General features: G+C 48.5%; 21 protein-coding genes and 1 riboswitch. Of the genes, 2 read left to right on the top strand and 19 right to left on the bottom strand.

What is annotated here, in order from left to right:
- Positions 1–48: 48 nt before the first annotated feature.
- From ACFQU8_RS01850 to ACFQU8_RS01830, 5 genes are all read right to left on the bottom strand, one after another.
- A complete protein-coding gene (locus ACFQU8_RS01850; protein ID WP_382357461.1) occupies positions 49–1,221 on the bottom strand; it encodes a saccharopine dehydrogenase family protein in 1,173 nt (390 codons plus the stop codon).
- Positions 1,222–1,296: 75 nt separating this feature from the next.
- Positions 1,297–2,793: an aldehyde dehydrogenase family protein gene (locus tag ACFQU8_RS01845; RefSeq protein ID WP_382357460.1), complete on the bottom strand. Its 1,497-nt coding sequence runs from the start codon at positions 2,791–2,793 to the stop codon at positions 1,297–1,299.
- 30 nt (positions 2,794–2,823) lie between these two features.
- Entirely contained in the window at positions 2,824–4,494 is a 1,671-nt protein-coding gene (locus ACFQU8_RS01840; RefSeq protein WP_382357459.1) for a thiamine pyrophosphate-dependent enzyme, read from the bottom strand.
- Positions 4,495–5,673 (bottom strand): LL-diaminopimelate aminotransferase, encoded by a 1,179-nt coding sequence (locus ACFQU8_RS01835; RefSeq protein WP_382357458.1) that lies wholly within the window; start codon positions 5,671–5,673, stop codon positions 4,495–4,497.
- 285 nt (positions 5,674–5,958) lie between these two features.
- On the bottom strand, positions 5,959–6,585 hold the full coding sequence (locus tag ACFQU8_RS01830; protein ID WP_382357457.1) for a hypothetical protein: 627 nt from the start codon (positions 6,583–6,585) through the stop codon (positions 5,959–5,961).
- A gap of 169 nt (positions 6,586–6,754) precedes the next feature.
- On the opposite strand from ACFQU8_RS01830, the gene ACFQU8_RS01825 reads away from it, so the two are divergent.
- A complete protein-coding gene (locus tag ACFQU8_RS01825; protein ID WP_382357456.1) occupies positions 6,755–8,098 on the top strand; it encodes an FAD-dependent oxidoreductase in 1,344 nt (447 codons plus the stop codon).
- Positions 8,099–8,307: 209 nt separating this feature from the next.
- Here the strand turns inward: ACFQU8_RS01825 and ACFQU8_RS01820 are convergent, their stop codons facing one another.
- The 11 genes from ACFQU8_RS01820 to ACFQU8_RS01770 all read right to left on the bottom strand — a co-directional run bounded on the left by ACFQU8_RS01820 (position 8,308) and on the right by ACFQU8_RS01770 (position 18,255).
- Positions 8,308–8,979, bottom strand: a complete 672-nt coding sequence (locus tag ACFQU8_RS01820; protein ID WP_382357455.1) for a hypothetical protein — start codon at positions 8,977–8,979, stop codon at positions 8,308–8,310.
- Between the two features lie 120 nt (positions 8,980–9,099).
- Positions 9,100–10,980, bottom strand: a complete 1,881-nt coding sequence (locus ACFQU8_RS01815) for an ABC-F family ATP-binding cassette domain-containing protein (protein WP_382357454.1) — start codon at positions 10,978–10,980, stop codon at positions 9,100–9,102.
- A gap of 1 nt (position 10,981) precedes the next feature.
- A complete protein-coding gene (locus ACFQU8_RS01810; RefSeq protein WP_382357453.1) occupies positions 10,982–11,134 on the bottom strand; it encodes a hypothetical protein in 153 nt (50 codons plus the stop codon).
- A 172-nt stretch (positions 11,135–11,306) separates the two neighbouring features.
- Positions 11,307–11,777 (bottom strand): 6,7-dimethyl-8-ribityllumazine synthase, encoded by a 471-nt coding sequence (gene ribH / locus ACFQU8_RS01805; RefSeq protein WP_382357452.1) that lies wholly within the window; start codon positions 11,775–11,777, stop codon positions 11,307–11,309.
- Positions 11,778–11,800: 23 nt separating this feature from the next.
- Positions 11,801–13,006, bottom strand: a complete 1,206-nt coding sequence (locus ACFQU8_RS01800; protein ID WP_382357451.1) for a bifunctional 3,4-dihydroxy-2-butanone-4-phosphate synthase/GTP cyclohydrolase II — start codon at positions 13,004–13,006, stop codon at positions 11,801–11,803.
- Positions 13,007–13,024: 18 nt separating this feature from the next.
- Complete coding sequence (gene ribE, locus ACFQU8_RS01795) at positions 13,025–13,621, bottom strand: riboflavin synthase (RefSeq protein WP_382357450.1); 597 nt, start codon at positions 13,619–13,621, stop codon at positions 13,025–13,027.
- Entirely contained in the window at positions 13,602–14,711 is a 1,110-nt protein-coding gene (ribD, locus tag ACFQU8_RS01790) for a bifunctional diaminohydroxyphosphoribosylaminopyrimidine deaminase/5-amino-6-(5-phosphoribosylamino)uracil reductase RibD (protein WP_382357449.1), read from the bottom strand. The genes ribE and ribD overlap by 20 nt, the downstream gene beginning before the upstream one ends.
- A gap of 203 nt (positions 14,712–14,914) precedes the next feature.
- Positions 14,915–15,060, bottom strand: a riboswitch (FMN riboswitch).
- Positions 15,061–15,134: 74 nt separating this feature from the next.
- The gene (locus tag ACFQU8_RS01785; RefSeq protein ID WP_382357448.1) at positions 15,135–16,214 is read right to left on the bottom strand and encodes a sensor histidine kinase; all 1,080 of its coding nucleotides are present in this window, start codon (positions 16,212–16,214) and stop codon (positions 15,135–15,137) included.
- Positions 16,207–16,890, bottom strand: coding sequence for a response regulator transcription factor (locus tag ACFQU8_RS01780; RefSeq protein ID WP_382357447.1), 684 nt, complete (start codon positions 16,888–16,890; stop codon positions 16,207–16,209). The genes ACFQU8_RS01785 and ACFQU8_RS01780 overlap by 8 nt, the downstream gene beginning before the upstream one ends.
- A 40-nt stretch (positions 16,891–16,930) precedes the next feature.
- The gene (locus ACFQU8_RS01775) at positions 16,931–17,545 is read right to left on the bottom strand and encodes a peroxiredoxin family protein (protein WP_382357446.1); all 615 of its coding nucleotides are present in this window, start codon (positions 17,543–17,545) and stop codon (positions 16,931–16,933) included.
- Between the two features lie 41 nt (positions 17,546–17,586).
- On the bottom strand, positions 17,587–18,255 hold the full coding sequence (locus ACFQU8_RS01770) for a hypothetical protein (RefSeq protein ID WP_382357445.1): 669 nt from the start codon (positions 18,253–18,255) through the stop codon (positions 17,587–17,589).
- Positions 18,256–18,410: 155 nt separating this feature from the next.
- On the opposite strand from ACFQU8_RS01770, the gene ACFQU8_RS01765 reads away from it, so the two are divergent.
- On the top strand, positions 18,411–19,400 hold the full coding sequence (locus tag ACFQU8_RS01765) for a DmpA family aminopeptidase (protein WP_382357444.1): 990 nt from the start codon (positions 18,411–18,413) through the stop codon (positions 19,398–19,400).
- Between the two features lie 42 nt (positions 19,401–19,442).
- Here the strand turns inward: ACFQU8_RS01765 and ACFQU8_RS01760 are convergent, their stop codons facing one another.
- From ACFQU8_RS01760 to ACFQU8_RS01750, 3 genes are read right to left on the bottom strand one after another with little or no spacing between them, the layout of a single operon-like run.
- Entirely contained in the window at positions 19,443–20,252 is an 810-nt protein-coding gene (locus ACFQU8_RS01760; protein WP_382357443.1) for a DUF4097 family beta strand repeat-containing protein, read from the bottom strand.
- Entirely contained in the window at positions 20,245–20,805 is a 561-nt protein-coding gene (locus ACFQU8_RS01755) for an HAAS signaling domain-containing protein (protein ID WP_382357442.1), read from the bottom strand. Before ACFQU8_RS01755 ends, ACFQU8_RS01760 begins: the two co-directional genes overlap by 8 nt.
- Positions 20,798–21,121, bottom strand: a complete 324-nt coding sequence (locus ACFQU8_RS01750) for a PadR family transcriptional regulator (RefSeq protein ID WP_382357441.1) — start codon at positions 21,119–21,121, stop codon at positions 20,798–20,800. The genes ACFQU8_RS01755 and ACFQU8_RS01750 overlap by 8 nt, the downstream gene beginning before the upstream one ends.
- Between the last annotated feature and the right edge of the window lie 15 nt (positions 21,122–21,136).

The raw sequence follows: 21,136 nt of genomic DNA, 5'->3' as shown, positions 1-21,136 counted from the left end.
ACTAAAAAAGGCTGCCGCCTGAGAAGCACAGCAGCCTTTGGTCGCTATTCACATCGTGGCATGTGCCCTTGCCTGGCTGATAGATTCGTGTATATGCACATCCCGTTTGGCCATCTCGTCAATATACACAGAGCCCGGGACAATCTGTTCAGGCGGGTAAACTCCCCGTTTGTTAATGTCGCCTGATCCAATCATTTGCGCGACTGCTGAAATGGTATTAGCAGTAGCCCGGGCCATTGCCGTCACTTGGGTCTCTCGGTCCTTATACGTCGTCATCTCAAACACATGGGTTTCCGGATGGTTGCCCTTCTTACCGCCGACCTCGACTCGCAGCAGCACCACATCGTCCTTTTCACCCAGTTCGACAATCGGGTCAAGCACTTCGAGCAGCACATCCCTGGGACTGACTTCCTGACCATTTATATCCACCGAATAATCCATACGCGTCAAATTCAAATCCACAAGCAGCTGAAACTTTTCTGCATGACCTGGATAGCGAATCGTTTTATATTCCAGCGTTTGCAGCTGCGGATACGAAATCGATAATGTTGATGTGCCCCCCGATGTGTGGAAGGCTTCCAGCGGTCCGAATTTCTCAAAATGCACCCGTTCCACTTCACTTAAAGAGGCAATTTCCTGCTTCAGACCGTTACGAACGATTAAAGCCGGATCTGTATAGTGATCAAACACCCCTTCCATGGAAAACACGTGATTGTACTCAAGGGGCGGCTCGGGATTCACCGGGATGCCGCCGACATACAATTTGATTTCGCCCGGTTCATCCAGCTTGCCTGCCCCGTGGCCGGATAAAATATTAATCATGCCGGGGGCAACACCTAAATCCGGAATGAGCGTGACACCAGCAGCCCGGGCCTCTTCATCATAGGTCAGCACTTTATCGGTGACATGTCCGATATGGCCGCCCAAGTCAACTGAGCTGACCCCTTCTTTAATCGCTGTTTTGGCAACCGTTTCATTAAAGGCGTAAAATAAAGCATTGATAATAACGTCGAACTGCCGCATATAGCTGGCCAGTTCCTGTTCGTCCTGAGCGTTAACCTGATAAGCGGTCAGTTTCGGTGAATTCAGCTGTGCGGCCGCTTCACGGGCTCGCTCAAGGTCGATATCCGCCAGACCAACAGCTGTCACCTCGTCACTGGATGCAAGATCCCGCGCCGCTTCTTTTCCCATCAATCCTGAACCGAGTACACCAATTTTCATATCATCCACTCCTTATCTGCGTATGTTTCGTTTAAATCTGGCAGGTTCGTTCTGACCAGGCCATATCCCAGAGCGTTACTCCGTATCAATCTGCGCGCGCTGCAGCTTTCCGCTGAAATCTATATAAACCGCTTTCCATTCTGTAAATACATCCAAAGCCTGCACACCGGAATCCCGATGGCCATTGCCTGTTCCCTTTGTACCGCCAAATGGCAAATGAATTTCTGCACCTGTCGTACCTGCGTTTACATAGACGATGCCTGTATCGAGATCGCGCTGGGCCTGAAAAACACGGTTGGCATCTGTCGTGAAAATGGAGCTGGACAAGCCATACGGCACGCCATTGTTAACGTTAATCGCTTCGTCAAAACTGGCTACAGGGATCAAGGAAACAACCGGCCCGAAGATTTCTTCCTGTGAGATACGCATGTCAGCTGTGCAATCCGTGAAAAGTGTCGGAGCGAAATAAAGGCCTTCCGCATATTTGCCTTCATCCAGCGCATAACCGCCGGCCAGCAATTTAGCACCCTCGTCCTTGCCGATTTGCATATAGCGGGTGATTTTGTCCATACCAGCCTGGTTAATGATCGGGCCGACCTGATTTGCTTCTTCAAGACCATCACCAATTGACAGCTTGTCGATTTCCTGCAGCAGCCGCTCCTCCAGCTTCTCTTTGACATCTTCATGCACAATCACCCGGCTGGCTGCCGTGCAGCGCTGCCCGCTGGTGCCATATGCACTCCAGACAATGCTCTCCGCGGCCAGATCCAAGTCAGCGTCGTCCATAACCGTTATGGCATTTTTGCCGCCCATTTCGAGCGATACTTTTTTCAATTGCTTGCCACACTCGCTGGCAATCTGACGCCCCGTGTCCCCTGAGCCGGTAAAGGAAATCACCTGAAGATCAGCGTGATGCACCAGCGCATCGCCAACAGCGGAACCTCTGCCATATACGACATTCAGAACACCTTTAGGCAAACCAGCTTCTTCAAGAATTGAGGCGAGTTCAGCAGCCATAATCGGCGTTTCGGTCGCCGGTTTCCAGATGACCGCGTTACCGGAAACAATCGCCGGGAAAGACTTCCAGGTCGCAATCGCGATGGGAAAATTCCACGGTGTAATAATCCCAACGACACCTACAGGAAAACGCTCACTCATGGAAAATTTATTCGGCAGTTCCGCCGGGGTCGTATGCCCGAACAAACGGCGTCCCTCGCCCGCCATATAAAAAGCCATATCGATGCCTTCCTGCACTTCGCCGCGTGCTTCCTCCAGCACCTTGCCGTTCTCCAATGTCAAGAGACGGGCCAGCCGTTCTTTCCTGTCTTTCATCATTTGACCGGCTGTGAAAAGGACTTCCGCCCGCTGCGGGGCCGGTGTCAGCGCCCACTTCTTCTGGGCCTTTTTGGCAGCAGCTGCTGCTTTGTCAATGGCCGTATGGTCTGAGAGCGGCACTCGGACGACTGTTTCCCCATTGGCTGGATTCGTCACAGCCGCCGTATCGCTTGTCTCCAGCCATTCTCCGCCAATAAAATTGGTCAGTTTTTCGGATGTAAGCAAACTTTGTGTCATATAAATACCTCCTGTTTTGATCAGTTTTAGTTAGTTGCTGGCACGATCATGCAGGTTTGTAATCGTGGATGACACCGAAATGTGTTCCTGATCCGTCGCAATGTCGATAACGGCTGGCTTATTTGCCTGCAGCGCCGTTTCAAGTGCCTTCGCAAATTCCTCGGGCGTACCGGCCGTATAGCCGTCAGCCCCAACACTCTGTGCTATTTTTGCAAACGACACATCACCCAGTCCGGTACCAATCACTTTTTCAGGATAATGCATTTCCTGATGCATGCGAATCGTCCCATACATCCGGTTATTGAACACCAATGTAATCACCGGGATGTGATAGCGAACGGCGGTTTCCAGTTCCTGCATCGTCATCATAAAGCCGCCATCCCCTGTCAATGCGATAACGGGTTTGGCCGGCAAAGCCATCTTGGCCCCGAGTGCGGCTGGCATACCATAACCCATCGCGCCGGATGTTGGGCCGACGTATGTCTGTTTTTCCGTAAAGACGTAATGCTTATGGAACCAGCCTGCAAAATTGCCGGCATCCGTGGTCAGGAGTGTTTCTTCTGGTAACATACGGTCCATCACTTTAACTATATGTTTGTTGATTGGATCATTATGCGAAATGTCCAGACGGCTCGACGCTGCAAAAGCCTGCCGGCGCTCATCTGCCCAATTTTGCCAATCACCCGGCACGTCGATAGCCGTCAGGGCAGCTAATGCTTCGCTGGCGTCTGTCACAACGCCGAGATCCGGCGGGTAAACCTGACCGATTGGCTCATGGCTGATATCCATATGGATGAGTGTCTTATCCGGTGTGATAATCTGATAATCCTGCGTCGTGACTTCGGACAGACGTGTTCCGATGGCGAGAATTGTATCCGCCTCCGCGACCGTCTGCAGGATATTCGGATGGGTTCCCAGCCCGAGATGGCCGGCATATAGCGGGTGATCATTCGGAAACACGTCATGGCGGCGGAAAGCAGCGATGACCGGTATATGATGCGTTTCGGCAAATGTCACAAGACTATCTTCGGCTTGCGCCTGTTTCACACCCCCGCCAGCGATAATCAGCGGTCTGGCAGCTTTCGTGAGCAGATTTTCGGCCTGGCTGATCTCCGCGTCAGCTGGTGCTGGTCGCGGATTTGCCGCAACCGGACCAAATGTCATGTCCGCTTGTGCTGGGAGAACATCCTCGGGCAGAGACACAACCACAGGACCAGGACGGCCTGTTCGGGCCACACGGAATGCGCGCTGCACCAATTCCGGCATACGTGCTGGATCCGTCACTTCCACCGTCCATTTTGCAATCGGCTGCAAGTACTGCTCCAGATCGATTTCCTGAAAGCCCTCCCGTCCGCGGAATCCGCTGTGCACCTGGCCGAGAAACACGACCATCGGGGTGGAATCCTGATAAGCTGTATGAACACCAATCGATAAGTTGGACGCCCCCACACCGCGTGTTGCCATGACAACCCCCGGTGTTAAGGAAGCTTTGGCATACCCCTCAGCCATAAAGGCCGCACCGCTTTCATGCCGATTCGAAATGAGGTCAATCGACGTTTCATCGAGCAATGCATCCAATAATGGCAAATAACTTTCACCAGGGACACCGTATACACGACGGATCCCTTCCCGTTTCAGGCATGTCACAATCGCCTGTGCAGCTGTCATGCGTTCCGTCTGACAGACGCCTTTTTTCCCCATTTAGCGTGTCACCTCCTGCAGATCCAGTTCACGCAAACGTTCCACAGCCTCACGCAAACGAGCGGCCGGTACCGTTAAGGCCAGGCGGAAATAGCCCTCGCCCCGCTCACCAAAGGCATTCCCTGGTGTCACGATCACACCTGCCTCCTGCAATAATTTGTCAGCGAAGGTCATAGACGTCAAACCAGCCGGCACTTCTGCCCAGACAAATATCGTCCCATTCGGTTTCGAAACGCTAATACCGAGTTCTTTCAGCCCTTGATACACAACTGAAAGCCGCTCTTGATAGATTTGATTATGCCTGGCCACGGCTTTTAGATCACTTGTGAGAGCTGTGGCTGCCGCCTTTTGCACTGGGAGAAACTGACTGGTATCCAAATTGCTTTTTAGTGCTGACAGTGCTTGAATCACTTCCGGGTTGCCGACAGCATAGCCAATCCGCCAGCCAGCCATATTGAAGCTTTTCGATAATGAGCCGAATTCCACTGCCTGCTCTTTGGCACCTGGAACCTGCATCACACTTGGTGCTTCATAATCAGCGAATGTCAGCAAATCATAGGCAGCATCATGGACAAGCAGCAGCCGATTTTCCCGAGCAAAGGAAATCGCTTTCAAAAATGTGTCGGAATCAGCAACGGCAGCGGTCGGATTATTGGGGTAATTTAACAGCAGTAATGTGGCCTGTTTTAATACGTCGGAGTCTATCGCAGCATAATCCGGCTGATAATGATGGGTGCTGTCCAGCGGCAGCGCAGCACTCTTCCCGCCCGCCAAATGGACAGCTGACCTGTAAACCGGATAGCCGGGATCGGGAATGAGCGCGACATCTCCGGGGTTCAGCGCAGCCTGCAGCACATGTGCGATGCCTTCTTTAGAACCGATCACCGCAAGCACTTCTGTATCCGGATCAAGCTGCACACCGTAATGCTTGTCGTAAAACTGAGCAACCGCTTCACGAAATTCCTGGGAACCGTTATAGGCGGAATAACCGTGGTTCGCCGGATTCCGCGCTTCCTCAGTCAGACGGTCAATCACAAAATCAGGCGGCGGAAGATCCGGGGCACCAATTCCTAAATCGATCACATCGACACCATCTGCTTCAAGCAACTGTTTCTGTTCCTGGAATCGCGAAAATAGATAAGGCGGCAAATTCATTACGTTATCCGAGACAAAAGCCATGTTATCCTCCCCGTTTCATTATGTGAAATGCCATTTCAGATATCTGCAGGAAGTATAAAGGCACGGCATTAAATTTTCAATTGTTTTAAAAGTCTAATATTGTCGTCATACGATTAATTGTCAACAACTTCTGCAGCCATTACGAAAACCTAAAAAAAGAACCAGCACCTCATGTACTGATTCCTTTTCGAAGCTGGGACAAACGTATTTTTATGACGTTAACCCCGAACAGCTGGCATAAATCTTAAGTTTTGTTCCAATCCCATTTTAACGCTGTCAGAACAATCACCGCTGTGGGACATGGAATTCAGGCATGTCACCTTCACCAATGCCGTTTTCACCTGCAGGATCACCGGAAAGAAAGTCATCCTCTTCGTCAGCGTTTCGGTCATGCTGACTGCTGCCTTCAGCCTCCGATGACATAGACGGTTCCGTCGGTTCTGTTGGTCCGGATGGCGTATCGCCGGTTTCTCTCGATGATGACACCGTTCCAGGACCCTCTTCGGATGTTAGTTGATTCTCCTCAGGTTCTGCCGACTTCTCTTCTGCCGGCGCTTGGGCGTCCTGATCAGAGAGTTCTGCCTCTTTTTTATCTGAACTGGCGGAACGACCTCCCACCTTGTCATCTGGTGACGATTCGTTCTTTTCCGCTTGCTTTTGATTTTCCTTCGTTTTCTCAGCTGCTGTTTCCGTATTTTTCGGATCAGTTCTATTCTTCGCTTCCGGTAAGGCGTCCTCTGCCTTCTTGTCCGGGTCCGCCATCTCCGAATTTGCAGCCTTTTGCGTCTCTGTCTCAGACGATGATAATGAATTGAATGCTGCCCATACCATGCCTGAACCCGCCAGTATTAGAATAAGCGCACCGGCAACGGATAGCCATATTTTAAAATGCTTATGTAAATACGAACGCATTGTCCATTCCTCCTGCCAGAATTATCACGTAAAAAGCGCTTCTTTTCAAGCAGGCAGACGCCACTTTTTGGCAGGGAAAACTAAAAAAACCGCCTCAGATCTCTCACACGCTTGAAAAGGTTTAAATTTTTAATAAAAGGGAACTTTACAGAAAAAGGAGGTCGTTTGTATGGCACGAAAAATCATGATTGTGGGCGGTGTTGCCGGCGGCGCCAATGTGGCTGCCCAACTGCGCCATGATGACAGTGAAGCAGAAATCACCCTGTTTGATAAGGGCGAGCATATTGCCTTCTCCACATGCGGTATGCCCTATTACATAGGGGATGTTGTCGAAGAGCGGGATCATCTGCTCGTCAGTCCTGACAAAATTGCACAAAAATACAATAGCCATGTTTATACGCAGACAGAAGTCACGGCGATTGACCGGACGAACAAGCTATTGACCTATCGGGATGCATCAGGCACACAGCAGACGGCTTATGACAAACTTGTCCTCACACCCGGCGCGTCAGCTGTCAAACCTGATTTTGCAGGCATGAATGAGGAACGCGTATTCACACTCCATACCATTTCCGATATGGATGCGATCAAAGACTACGTTGACACATACAAGCCACAGAGCTGTGCTATTGTCGGCGCTGGTTTTGTCGGAATGGAAATGGTGGAAAATATTCAGGCACTTGGTCTCGACTGCACACTCATTAATCATTCCAGGCACGTGATGAAGCTGGTTGAAAGTGATATGGCATCCGATATTGAAGACCACATCCAGGAAAAAGGTGTTCGGCTGCTGCTGAATGAAGGCCTGGCATCATTCTCTGACGATGGCACCACGTTAAACTTAGAGAGCGGCAAGCCTATCCAGGCAGACATGACGATTCTAGCGGTCGGCATCAAACCGAACACGGAACTGGCTGAGGCCAGTGGTCTAACTACCGGCGAGACCGGCGGCATACACGTCAATAGCTATATGCAAACAAATGACCCTGATATATATGCGCTGGGTGATGCCGTGGAGACACCGGACGTCGTAACCGGGAAGCCGCGTCATGTTGCCCTGGCCGGACCAGCACACCGCCAGGCGGCGATTGCAGCCAGTCATATAAATGGCAGACGTGAGCCTTACAAAGGCATTCAAGGAACCGCCATTTTCAAAGTCTTTGATTTAAGTGTCGGTACCACTGGGCTGAATAAAGCCGCACTTGATGACCTCGGCATAAACTATCAGGAAGTCACCCACGAATCACGGGCACACGCTGCCTATTATCCTGGAGCAGAAAAAGTCCGCCTTAAACTGCTGTTCGATGCTAAAGACGGCCGGTTATACGGAGCTCAAGCTGTCGGAAAAGAAGGTGTTGATAAACGATTGGCCGTGCTTGCAACAGCTCTGAAAGCAAACCTGCCTGTCCATGAGCTGCCTGACTTGGAACTTGGTTATGCACCGCCTTATTCCTCACCGAAAGACCCGGTCAATGTGATCGGCTACAAAGCCGCCAGCAAACTGCCGGAATGATAAGGCTGCTAAACAGCTATACACATAAAGCGAAGCTGAGACAAAAATGAACAATCAGAATGAACGCTTGCGTGAACAAACCGCTTCGGAAATAAACGTCGCTTTTTTCGGGCGGCTGTTCCCGCAGGATTCTCCGCTTTTACTCCGCCGATTTTAAGCGTCATGCGTCCTCTGAATGTGATAACCTTGTTTTGTCCCAGCTTCGTTTGTTAAAAACCTTCTTCAAACCGGTAAATCAAGCGGAATTTATCTTCATTTAAAAGATCCTTTACATGGACTTTCACATCATGGCCAAAATAGACCTCATCATCAGACATCGCCACGATCATGGCTTTCACATTACGATCGATATCTAAATACATATCACCGACAACCGGCCGGTCGAAGTGATCCTGCTCAGCTGTCAGGCCTGCTGTTTCGTCATCCCCGAGCTGTTCATCTGATACGAGGGACTTATCATAGTAAGCAATATCCTCAGCATCCTCGGCTTTTCCAGGCACCATGACAACGTACTCACTATGTTTGACACCATTATCGCGTGTCGTGACAACGTTCCCATTTTCCACACTTTCAACCTTTTCAATTTCGTTAAGTGAATAATAATCCAGAAAATCAGGCGCTGGCTTCACAATTAAAATAAGCTCACCTGGGTCTGGCCGTTTATTTTTATCAATGGTATAGCGTCTGCCGTAAAAAATGAATGTATCATTATGTTTCGGCCGGCATGGTTCAATATTACTCGCGCTTGTGATTTCCTGTTGCATATCCTTGAAACGATAGAGGTGAATAGAATGTTTAAACATTGGCTTGACGGAATAAACTTTATGAAGTTCATTTTTATAAAAAACAAACTGCCCTTTTCTCACCTGAAATAGCTTCATTCGGATGCCTCCTTGATTTTAGCAATTCTATGTTTATTATTTTCCATCATACCACATATATTAAACATAAAATCATACAAAACACAAATTTATTTAGAGACGGCACTTGCAAGACAGCAGCTAGCTGCCCTGCTCCTCAGCCAAAAGCGACAAGTCTTCCCAGCGCTGCATTTTGGCTTCCAATTCAGCCTCTCTTTCCTGCTGCTCCTGATAAAGATTCTGGACTTTTTCAGCATCGCTCCCAGCGCTGGCTATTTGCTGCTCAATCGATTCAAGTGCAGCCTCCAGCTCCGTTATGTCATCTTCAATTGTCTGCCATTCCTGCTTTTCCTGATACGACATCTTCTTTTTCTGCGCAGTCGCCGGCTGCTGCGGTTTCCGGGCTGCTTTCGCGGCTGGTTCAGGCGTCTCCTGTTTCGCCCGCTCCAGCAAGTCATGATAATTGCCGTAAAAATGCTCAATTGGCTCTTCCATTTTGAAAATCAGCATGTGGTCAACGACACGATCAAGGAAATACCTGTCGTGCGATATGGTGATCACAACTCCCGGAAATTGTTCTAAATAATCCTCCAGAACACCTAGTGTTTCTGTATCCAGATCGTTGGTCGGCTCATCCAATAACAACACATTGGGTTCAGCCATGAGCACCTTCAATAAATACAGTCGGCGCTTTTCGCCGCCGGATAATTTCCGGATATAATCCCATTGCTGCGGACGCGGGAACAGAAAGCGTTCGAGCATTTGCTCCGCTGTAATCTCTTCACCTTTTTTAGTGTGAATGATTTCGGCTGTTTCCCGGATATAGTCGATCAGCCGTTTGCTCCCGTCAAGTTCTTCCCCATCCTGCGTGTAATAGCCAATTTTGACAGTTGGTCCAATGTCAATCGTGCCTTCATCGGGGGTGATGCGTCCGGCTATAATATTCAAGAGGGTCGTCTTGCCTGAGCCATTGGGTCCAACAATCCCGAGACGGTCACCAGGAACAACCAGATAATCAAAGGCGTTAATCAGCGGCTTGTTTTCATAAGCTTTGCTGATGCCTTCCAGTTCAATCACCTTTTTACCCAGCCGGGTCGAACCCGCTTCAAAGGATACCTGGTCTTTCGTCGTATGAAAGGTCTGCTTTTTCATTTCCTCGACACGTTCCACACGGGCTTTTTGCTTCGTTCCTCTTGCTTGTGGTGCCCGCTGCAGCCAGGCGAGTTCTTTCTTCAGGATATTCTGATGTTTTTCTTCATAGCTGCGTTCCAGGGCCTCCCGCTCCGCTTTTTTCTCAAGGAACAGTTCATAATTGCCTTCATAGGTATACAGCTGGCCTTCATCCAGCTCAAATATCTGATTCGTTACCCGGTTCAGGAAGTAGCGGTCGTGTGTCACGAGCAGCAGGGCGCCTTCATAGGATGCCAAATAATGCTCGAGCCATTCGACTGTCTCATTATCCAGATGGTTGGTCGGCTCATCAAGCAGCAGCAGATCAGCAGGCTGGATTAGGGCCTTGGCGATTGCCACCCGTTTTTTCTGCCCGCCGGAAAGCTCTGATACGTGCTTATGATAAGCCGTAATGCCCAATTTCGTGAGCACCGTCTTGGCCGTTGCGTTGGCTTCCCACGCATCATAGTCATCCATCTGCTGCTGTTTATTGAGCAGCCGCTCCTGAACTTTTTCATTCTCCGGATCATTCTGCAAGTCAAGCAAAACTTGTTCATACTCGCGCATAACCTGCATGATCGCAGCATCCCCGTAATAAATTTGCTCAATCACCGTCAAGTCCGATTCCAGTTCAGGATCCTGGGCCAAGTATTCAATGCGGTAGTCCTTGGCATGCTGGATGTTTCCCTGTTCGGCCGTATCAATGCCCGCCAGCACCTGCAAAAATGTTGATTTACCAGTCCCATTAACACCAATCAGCCCGATCCGGTCGTTCGGCTTGATGATGCAGGAGATGCTGTTCAGCAATGTTTTAGCACCATACGTTTTATATAAATTCTCAACCGTCAGCATATTAATCCCTTTCTATTGTTGACTCATTGTCATGATTTTTGCGTCTTTTAATCAGCTGGCTGATCAGCGTCACAAGCAAAAATAACAGCCAGGACGTGGCCACATAGAACACTAATTTGCCGGTCTGGTCCATATCCTGAAAAAAGAAAGCCATCCCGATCCAAATAATGCCTAACGCGAAAGCCTGATAAGCTAAAACTTTAATAGGTTTGATAGCGATTGCCCCCTGAAATCATTTATCACATCTATTTTATCTTATTGACAGCCACTTTACCACCAGGAACATTCAACGAAACCTCCGCCCGGCAGCACCAGGCCGTACTGACTCAGCTGCTAAGTTCCTTAATAACATTGGCTGTTTCAATTGCCGCGGCAGCTGCTTCGGATCCTTTATTGCCAGATTTTGTTCCGGCCCGTTCAATTGCCTGTTGGGTCGTATCGGTCGTCAGAACGCCAAATATGACCGGCTTCTCTGAATGCTGGCCCGCATTGGCTATACCTCCAGCGGCTTCACGACAGACATAATCGAAATGCGGCGTTGATCCGCGAATAACCGCTCCAAGTGTCACGACAGCATCATAATCGACCTTCATGGCCATTTTTTGTGCTGCCACGGGTATCTCGAATGCGCCCGGAACCCAAGCAATATCGATGTTGTCTTCTTTAACACCATGCTGTTTCAGCGTATTAACCGCGCCTTCCAGCAGCTTATTCGTAATAAAATCATTAAACCTTGCCACCACAATGCCAATTCTCAAATTTGAGCCGACAAGACTACCTCTGAACGTTTTCCCCAAATTGCTCATCTCCCTTGTGTAAATTATGAGTGCTGCGAAGAACTGATAAGATGTCCCATTTTCTGTACTTTTGTGTGCATGTAGTGTTCATTTTCTGCCGTTAAACCTGTCTCAATCGGAATACGCGTGTTAATTTGGATACCATGCGACTCGAGTGCTTCTACTTTTTCAGGATTATTGGTCATAAGATTTACCTTTTCAGCCCCCAGATCCTTCAAAATCTGCGCACTGATCCTATAGTCGCGCTCATCTGGTGCAAATCCCAGATGTTCATTGGCCTCTACTGTATCCAGCCCGCGATCCTGCAGCTGATAAGCCCGGAGTTTATTAATGAGACCAATTCCGCGCCCTTCCTGACGCATATACACAACAATACCGGCTCCTGCTTCGCTAATGTCACGCAATGCTTTTTGCAGCTGCGGTCCGCAATCACAGCGGAGTGAGCCAAATACATCGCCCGTCAGACACTCGGAATGCACCCGAACAAGCACCGGCTCTGCCCGATTAATGTCACCTTTCACAAGCGCAATATGTTCTTTATGATCATGATCATTCGTATAGCCATATATTTTAAATAAGCCAAATTCGGTCGGCAATGTGGCCTCCGGCTCTCTGATAACATGACTTTCCTGTTGTTTGCGGTAAGACACCAGGTCGGCTATCGAGATAAGTTTCAAATGAAATTTATCAGCCATTTTATATAAATCCGGCACCCTTGCCATAGTGCCGTCGTCTTTAATAATTTCACAAATGACGCCTGAAGGAAAGGCACCGCTTAGTTTAGCCAACTCGACACTGGCCTCTGTATGCCCTTCACGCGTCAGAACACCCCCATCATTAGCAATGAGCGGAAAAACATGACCCGGCCGTTTAAAAGCTGACGCTTGAACGTCTGAATCAAGCAGCGCCTGTATCGTTTTAGAGCGTTCGACAGCACTGATACCCGTCACGGTATCGCTATGATCAATACTGACGGTAAATGCTGTTTTGAATGGATCGCTGCTCTCGTACGTCATAAGCGGTAATTGCATGTTCGCAGCTAAATCTGCTTGAATGGAAGTACACACAAGCCCTCTTCCATGTGTAATCATAAAATTAATCATATCAGGCGTTGCTTTCTCCGACAGAGCTACAAGATCCCCTTCATTTTCTCTGTCCTCATCATCGACTACAATGACCGGTTTGCCTGCTTGCAAATCGCTGATTGCTTCCTGAATGGTATGAAACACAATCTCACTTCCTTCATGTTAATGTTGCTCACTGAGCATATTTTTCATATATTTCGCCAGTATGTCACATTCAATTGTCACGGGGTCTCCTTTTTGTTTATCGCCCAGAACTGTCGCTGACACCGTGTGCGGTATCAATGAAAGCGTCATGGTTCTGCCGCTTATGCCGAATACCGTAAGGCTGACGCCGTCTACAGCGACTGAGCCCTTTTCGATCAAATAGACAGCTAGTTCATCCGGCACGTCTACAGCGACGTTGACTGCATTTTCTCGTGTCTCTTTCCGGGTAATCGTTCCTGATCCGTCAGCATGACCAGAAACAAAATGACCGCCAAACCGCCCATTAGCCGGCATCGAGCGTTCCAGATTTACAGATGAGCCTTCTGTCAACAGCTTGAGCGATGCAGTTTTCAGTGTTTCCGGCATGATATCTACCTGAAAATATGTTTCTGAAAAGGCCGTCACAGTTAAGCAGATACCGTTAACCGCTATGCTGTCGCCCATTTGCATATCATCCAGAATCTGTGATGCTTCAATCGTTATCAGCATGGCTTGTTCAGAAACCAGCTGTCTATCTTTAATCGTTCCCTTTTCTTCAATAATGCCTGTGAACATGCGTATCATCCTTTCGGGGTTCCGCGATGATTTTGATATCCTCGCCGATCATGTCTGCCTTGAGAATGGACAGCGACAGCGTTTCTGCCATGCTGTCAAAACCGCCCCCTGCGATGACTGACGGAGCATCTTTTCCGCCAATCAGTTTCGGCGCGATATATTGCACATACTGATTAATGTGTCCGCTTTCCAGAAAAGAGCCGTTCACTGCCGCACCGCCTTCAACAAGCAGTGACATGACCTTTTGTTCCCCTAGATATTGCAAAACCGTTCTGATATCCAGTGTGTCGAGTGGAATGATATGCACATGGCGCTTTTCCTTAAACGAATCAAGCTGTTCATCTGTGATCGTCCGCTCTGTGAAAATCCATGTCTCAGCCTGCGCGTCATTGATAACTCGAGCATCCATCGGTGTGCGCAGACTGTGATCAAGAATAATCCGCAGCGGATTCCTGCCGCCATCCGGAAGACGCGTAGTCAGGCTCGGATCATCCGCAATCACCGTGTTTACGCCTGTCAGAATTGCATCATGACGGTGACGATATTGATGAACATCACGTCTTGCCGGCTCACCTGTAACCCATTTGCTGTCGCCTGTATGGGCGGCTGTTTTTCCGTCAAGGCTGGCTGCTGCCTTTATCGTGACAAAGGGCATTTTCATCCGAATATAATGGTTAAAATATTTGTTAACAGCTTTTGCTTCTGCCGCCATAACCCCCAAATCTACCGTGATGCCAGCTGCTTCGAGTTTGGCCACCCCGCTTCCAGCCACTTTAGCATTCGGATCTTTCACAGCAATAACGGCCCGGCTTATGCCTTTTTCAATCATCAGATCAGCACATGGCGGTGTCGCACCGTGATGGCTGCATGGCTCCAATGTGACATACATTGTGGCGCCTTCTGCCTCACTTCCGGCCATGGCAAGTGCATGGACCTCAGCATGTGACTTGCCTGCCTTGAGATGCGCGCCGAAACCTAAAATAGTGCCATGCTTGACGACAACCGCACCCACTGGCGGGTTGGGATTCGTTTGCCCTGACACGGATCTGGCCACATTAAGGGCTAACTGCATATAAACGTCATCATTCACAATAGACCTCCTCGCCTGAATGTCGGGGCATGCTGCAGTATCACTGATTGGTCTTTCCGCACTTAAAAAACCTCTGAATTCACTTCAGAGGTTTGCGGATCGAATTATTACCGCATCATTCAGACACCAAACTAGACACCTGTACAAGGCAAACCAAAAAGGCAGCTGCCTATACGTGTCCACTGGCCTGATAAAATACGGCACAACTCCTTCTCCCATCCAGACTTTCACTGTCGGTCCCGGTCTTTCACCAGGTCCACCGCTTGGTATTAAACCGCACGGGTCGCGGACTTGGAAGCTATACTTCATCACCGCCGATTGGGAATTTCACCCGACCCCGAAGGAATATTCTATATTCATTTAATTTTTCATAGTATAGCACTTTCTGATACATCATGCAAAACGTACTTTTGCATAGCGTTATCATTTGAGCGGGCACGTAAACCAGAATGAATTAGATGGACCCTCTGATTGCAGGCCTATCTCACCGCCATGGTTTTCGATAATGTCGGCTGCGATCGCAAGTCCCAGACCGCTTCCGCCCGTTTCCCGGGTTCTGGGATCATCAGGCCGGTAAAATCGTTTAAAAAGACGGGCTGCTTCGTCATCAGAAATAGCTCTGCTGGGACCGCTGACCGAAACACAGTAGACCGATTCCTGTAAAACACCCTGCACTGTGATCGGACCATCACCTGTATAATACTGAAAAGCATTCTCCAGCAAATTGCTGATAACCTGCTGCATCCCGGCCACATGCACGGACAGTCGACATGAATCCGCACTGACCGTCAGCGGGATATTTTCCTGTTCCTGCCGCCATTCGAACATAGCCGTGCTTTGTCTGATTAATTCAGCCATATCAATGGCCGTATGTGTGACATATGCGGCCGAAGCGGCATCATCCCACTCTTTAAGCTGCTCCAGCTGCTCCAGCATTGCTGTTAAACGCTTCGACTCCTGGTGCAGGGATTCGAACAGCTCCTGACTGCCTGCGATATCACCGCGTTCCAGTGACTGAAGATAGCCATTTAAGTTGGTGAGCGGTGTGCGCAACTCGTGCGACAAATCGGACACAAACGTCTGTCTGTGCACGTCCCGGGCCTGCAATTGTGTGACGAGCCCGTTAAACTGATCAATAAGTTCACCCACCTCACCCTTAGAAGCGTTTGTCACTGGATCTGGATAAACGCCTGTTTTCAGCTGTTCAGCCGAAGCAATCAACTGTCTGACCGGTTTAATCATCTTCCGCGTCAGGTAAAAATGGAGCAGACTTCCACCGACAATGGTAAGACCTAAAAAAATCAATAAATAGTGAAACAGCGTTGCATTGAACTGACTTTGCTGCGGATCATTAAGCGTCCCCATAGCATCGACTAAAAAACAGGCCGTGTTATAAACAGCAAGACCGCTGAGGACAATGGCCGAGGCAACGATAATAAAATTTAAAAACGATAAACGCCACAAAAAACTGTCTGGAATCAACGACCCTATCCATTTACGCACTGACAAATTTATACCCCATTCCCCGGATTGTCTGAATGCGCCTTGGATTCGAGGGCGTTACTTCAACTTTTTCCCGCAGCTTTTTAATATGCGCGTCAATCGTCCTGTCCAGCACACTATTGTCAGCATTAGGATACAACTCGTTAACCAATTGTTCGCGGTCCAGCACCATGTCCGGATGCTGCATGAAATAATAAAGCAGCGTGAATTCATGTTTTGTTAGATGAAGCTCTTCATCATAGAGCAGCACCACACCCTGGCGCGGTTTCAGGCAAAGACCATCATAAACCAATTTCTGACACATTTGACCTGTACGCCGCAGAACCGCCTCAACATGTGCCATCAGCTCATCCGGATCGAATGGCTTGGTAACGTAATCATCAGCCCCCATCTTTAAACCGGCAATCTTATCATCGGTCCGGGCTTTAGCCGTCAGCATGATAATCGATACATCCTGAGACCCGCGTTCACGTACCCAATCACAAAATGCTTCGCCGCTCAGTTTCGGAAGCATCAAATCCAGAATGACCAGGCAAGGCCGGTATGTCAGAAACACATCCTGCGCCTCTTCACCATCAGAAGCTTCCAGGACATCATAGAGATGCTTCTCCAGATGCAGACGGACGAGGCTGCGTATCATATGATCATCTTCCACGATTAAAACTGTTTGCTGCACGCGTAACACCTCTGCTTTATTTTACGCCTTGGGAACAACGCTAGGACATCTTTTCAAACTCCTGCACCATGCGTTCATAGTTCATAGGACCGAATACTCTGAACGAAATGCGTCCATTTGAGTCAATCATAAACGATGACGGGATGGGCTGGATTCCATAACGGTTGGCAACTTCTGTATTACGGTCCAATAAAACAGGGAATGTCATCCCATATTCTTCAATAAAGTCGTCAATATCGCTTTCATTGCTTTCGGTTGATGTCAGGTTAATCGCCAAAAGTTTAATATCCTTGTTTTTGTAAAACTTCTCCAGATCCGGCACCTCAGCCCGGCATGGCGGGCACCAGGAAGCCCAGAAATTTATCATGACACGTTCACCACGGTAATCAGATAACCGTACTGTCTCGCCTTCCATCGTTTTTAGTTCAAAATCCGGCGCCAGGTTACCGGTGTTAAGCCCCACTTCATCCGGATCAGCCTTTTCATCTGATTCATCAGTATTCTCATCCGCTCCGCCTGACTCCTCAGCCGAATCCTCCTGGACCGTAAAATCATCTTCTCCCGTCTGTGCGGTATCCTCTGTATCATAGACCAGATCATAAACTGCCCAAGCAAACATACCTGCTATGACAACAATGATGATTGTCTTTTTCATTTAAAGCCCTCCCTCTAATGACATGCAATTGCCGCGTGCGATCAGTTATGTTCCGTAACACCTTTATCCGGTTTTTCCCGATTGGTTATGTATAAACTTATAATGCTCAGCACAAATACGAGGACCATGAACCATCGTGATAACGTATAGCCATATAAGGCTGTATATGGCAGCTGAAATGTCAAAATGAATTGCCCTAAGCTCCAGAGGCCCAAAACAAACCCTGAGGTCACCACAGGCACTTGCCGTTCGCGCAAAAACAGAAAAACAACCAGCAGGATCAGAAATAATCCCAGATGCCACGAAGCCAGCATGTTGTCATGGGCGGCGATTTCAATAAACTCATAGACAAACCCCGACCCGAGAAATATTGGAACAAGCGCTGAGAGTATCGAATTGAGATCCTTTTTGTGACGTTTTACAGTGTAACCGATGTTGACCAACAGCAGTAAAACCGCTATATAAAAGGCATTCGCATCACTTGGATAAGCCAGCACAGCAAGTGGGTCGGTAACAAACACAGCGATGTTGAGCACGATTTTACCAGCCCAGATGTACAGAATAAAATTAACAATTAGTGATACGCTTTCTTCCAGTTGCTGTTTTTTCTCACTTCGGCCTGCCTGACTGGTCACATAAAACAAGACCAGTCCAGCCGCAATACTCATAGCCATATAAGTCAGCTGTACCAGAACCCAAGTCGATAACATGGTATGTCCTCCATTCACGTTACATTCATTATAGACCATTTCTGTGAAAATTTGATGAAAATCAATGCAAACAAAAAATAGTCGCCAGTTCTGACGTCAGAAAGTTGTGTCTGTTACAATAATCGTAATGCTATAAGACGAAAGGGGTGTCAGCCTTGCAGCTGCCAAAAGGTCCCAATCAGTGTATCACCGATGTCCCTGGCGTAAAAACGGGCCATGTTACGTTATATGAACCTATTAATCATGAGGATACCATTTGCACGGGGGTTACGGCTATCCTGCCGCATACCGGCAATCTGTTCCAGCACAAGGTGCGTGCTGCGAGCCACATCATTAATGGGTACGGAAAAACGGCTGGACTCGTACAGGTGAATGAGCTCGGGCTGCTGGAATCGCCCATCATGCTCACCAATACGTTCAGTGTTGGTGCGATCATGCAGGGAACGCTGCAGTACATGCTGGAGCAAAATCCGGAAATCGGCGATACCGCAAGTTCTTTGAATCTCGTTGTCGGCGAGTGCAATGACAGCTACTTGAATTCGATGAGACTGCAGGCGGTTAAACCGGATCACGCAGTGGAAGCTATTGAGCAAGCTGCGGATGGACCGATTGAAGAAGGGGCTGTCGGTGCGGGAAAAGGCATGGTCTCTTTTGACTGTAAAGGCGGTATTGGCACAGCCTCACGCGTTGTGGATGATTATACTGTCGGCGGACTGGTGCTTAGCAATTTCGGCAAATCGGAAGACGCACGCTTTGCTGACTTCAGCCCAGACCGAAAAGCTGCACAGGATGGTTCGATTATGATCGTCATAGCCACCGATGCCCCACTTGATCACCGGCAGCTGGAGCGGCTCGCTAAGCGCAGTGCCGCGGGGCTCGGGCGAACTGGCAGTTATTTTGCGCACGGCAGCGGCGACATCGCCATTGCATTTTCCACCGCCAATCAAACAGCGCCGTATCAACAAACAGCTGAGGAAACAATCACCGCAGTCCGTGACACACACCCCATTATGAACAAACTCTTCCAAGCAGTCGCCGACACAACCGAAGACGCAATCATCAGCTCACTCAAACACGCAGAAACAACAACAGGCCGTAAAGGACGCGTCGTCGAAGCGGGTGCCAGGTACATACACAATTGGTAATATTGCGAATTGTATGTGTACCTGGCACCTACACGATTATTTCTATTCTTTCACGGTAATCATGCCGTTATTTGTTGTCAATTTAACATGGTGGTCGGCGTCGCCGTAAACGGTTTTTCGGTTTTCGCGGCCAAATAAGCTGACGATGCCATTATCCGTGTGAGCATCCAGCAGCGCATTGGACGGCCGTTTATCTGTTTGAACGATAATGCGTCCATTGTTCGTCGTCAAATCAATATCGCGATCAAGGTCAGATGTGGTAAGGCGAATCTCACCATTATCCGTTCGCCCGGTCACATTTCCACTAATATCTTTCATCAGCAACTGCCCATTATCCATTCCGACATTAATTTGATCAGTGGTCAAATGGTTGAGATCAACCTGACCATTGTCGGTCTGGATAGTTACATCGCGGGCTTCGAGCTGATTCGCGACGATTTTGCCATTATTAGACTTGACGTGAAGTGAGTCATATGATTTTTCAGGAAGGGAGACCGTCAGTTCATTTTTATTAAAAAAGTCAAAGCCAAAACTAAACAATTTAAATGGATTACTTTCCAGACGGACTGACAATTCACCGTTATTCTTACCAACTGACAAACGGTCGCCATCACCCTTGACAGGACCGGACCACTCAACGGTTGCCTGTTTGGCATCCTCGGACCGGACAGTATTTATTTTACCATTAACGGCTTGAATATTAATAGAATGAACGCTGTCCGCGTCGACTCTTTTTGTTTCCATACCCGATTCATTCCCAATCCCCGATTGAACAGTCAGCAAACTGCCAGCTCCGCCAAACAGAATCAGAAGAGCTGCTGCAAAAATGAGTATTTTAAAACGTTTATGCATGGCTAACCCCTCCTTTAACGGCGTTGACATTAAAGTGCAGATACTTGATAATTCCTTGAATGAAAAGACGTGTCAGATAATACATGCCGATGCCGATAAGAATGCCGACGCCTGATAACAGCAGGGAAAAAAACACGTCAAACCAGATAAACGTTGCCGGAAACAAGAGCGCATTCACAAGAACAAGAAGAGGTGTGGCCGTAAAGGAGACCCCAACAACCCAACCGGCAAATCCAATGCCTGCGAGCGCTAAAACCGGACCGAGTACGATAACCAAATTGAAAAAACCGAGACCAATCACCGCCCAGACTGCCCTAAGGACATTGGAAACTGAGTTATCTGAATCAACCGTCTCCAATTGATAAGCCGCTCGCATTTCCTTCCCGATTTGACGGGGCGACCCCAATCCAGCTGCGATGTCGAATTCAGATTTCCCCTCTTTGGCTCCTGCAGAAAAATGTTCGTCAAAATCCTGGTTAATATCCCGTTTCTCCTCGGCAGGGAGGCCGTTCAGATAATGGTTTAATTCTTTCATAAATGTTTGCTTATTCACCGCTTATCCCCTCCTCTATAATTTGGTTAACACCCTTTGAAAATGCGTTCCATTCCCTGATCATGGTATGCATGTAATCCCTCCCCTCATCTGTTAATCTGTAATACTTGCGTGATGGACCTTCAACAGACTCCTGTGAATAGGTGCTCAAATAGCCATCCTTTTTAAGCTTTCGTAACAAGGGATATACCGCCCCTTCTGAAATTTCAATCTGCCCGGATATCATTCGGACAAGTTCATAACCATAACGATCCTTCTTATCCAGAAGTGCCAGCACACATATGCCAAGAACCCCTTTTTTAAATTGTATATTCATGAAAGTTTCCCTTCC

Origin of the sequence: Lentibacillus kimchii (assembly GCF_042666895.1) — a bacterium.
Classification (GTDB): Bacteria; Bacillota; Bacilli; order Bacillales; family Amphibacillaceae; genus Lentibacillus; species Lentibacillus kimchii.
Note: the sequence above shows the minus strand (reverse complement) of the source record. Positions and strands in the feature narration are given on the sequence as shown.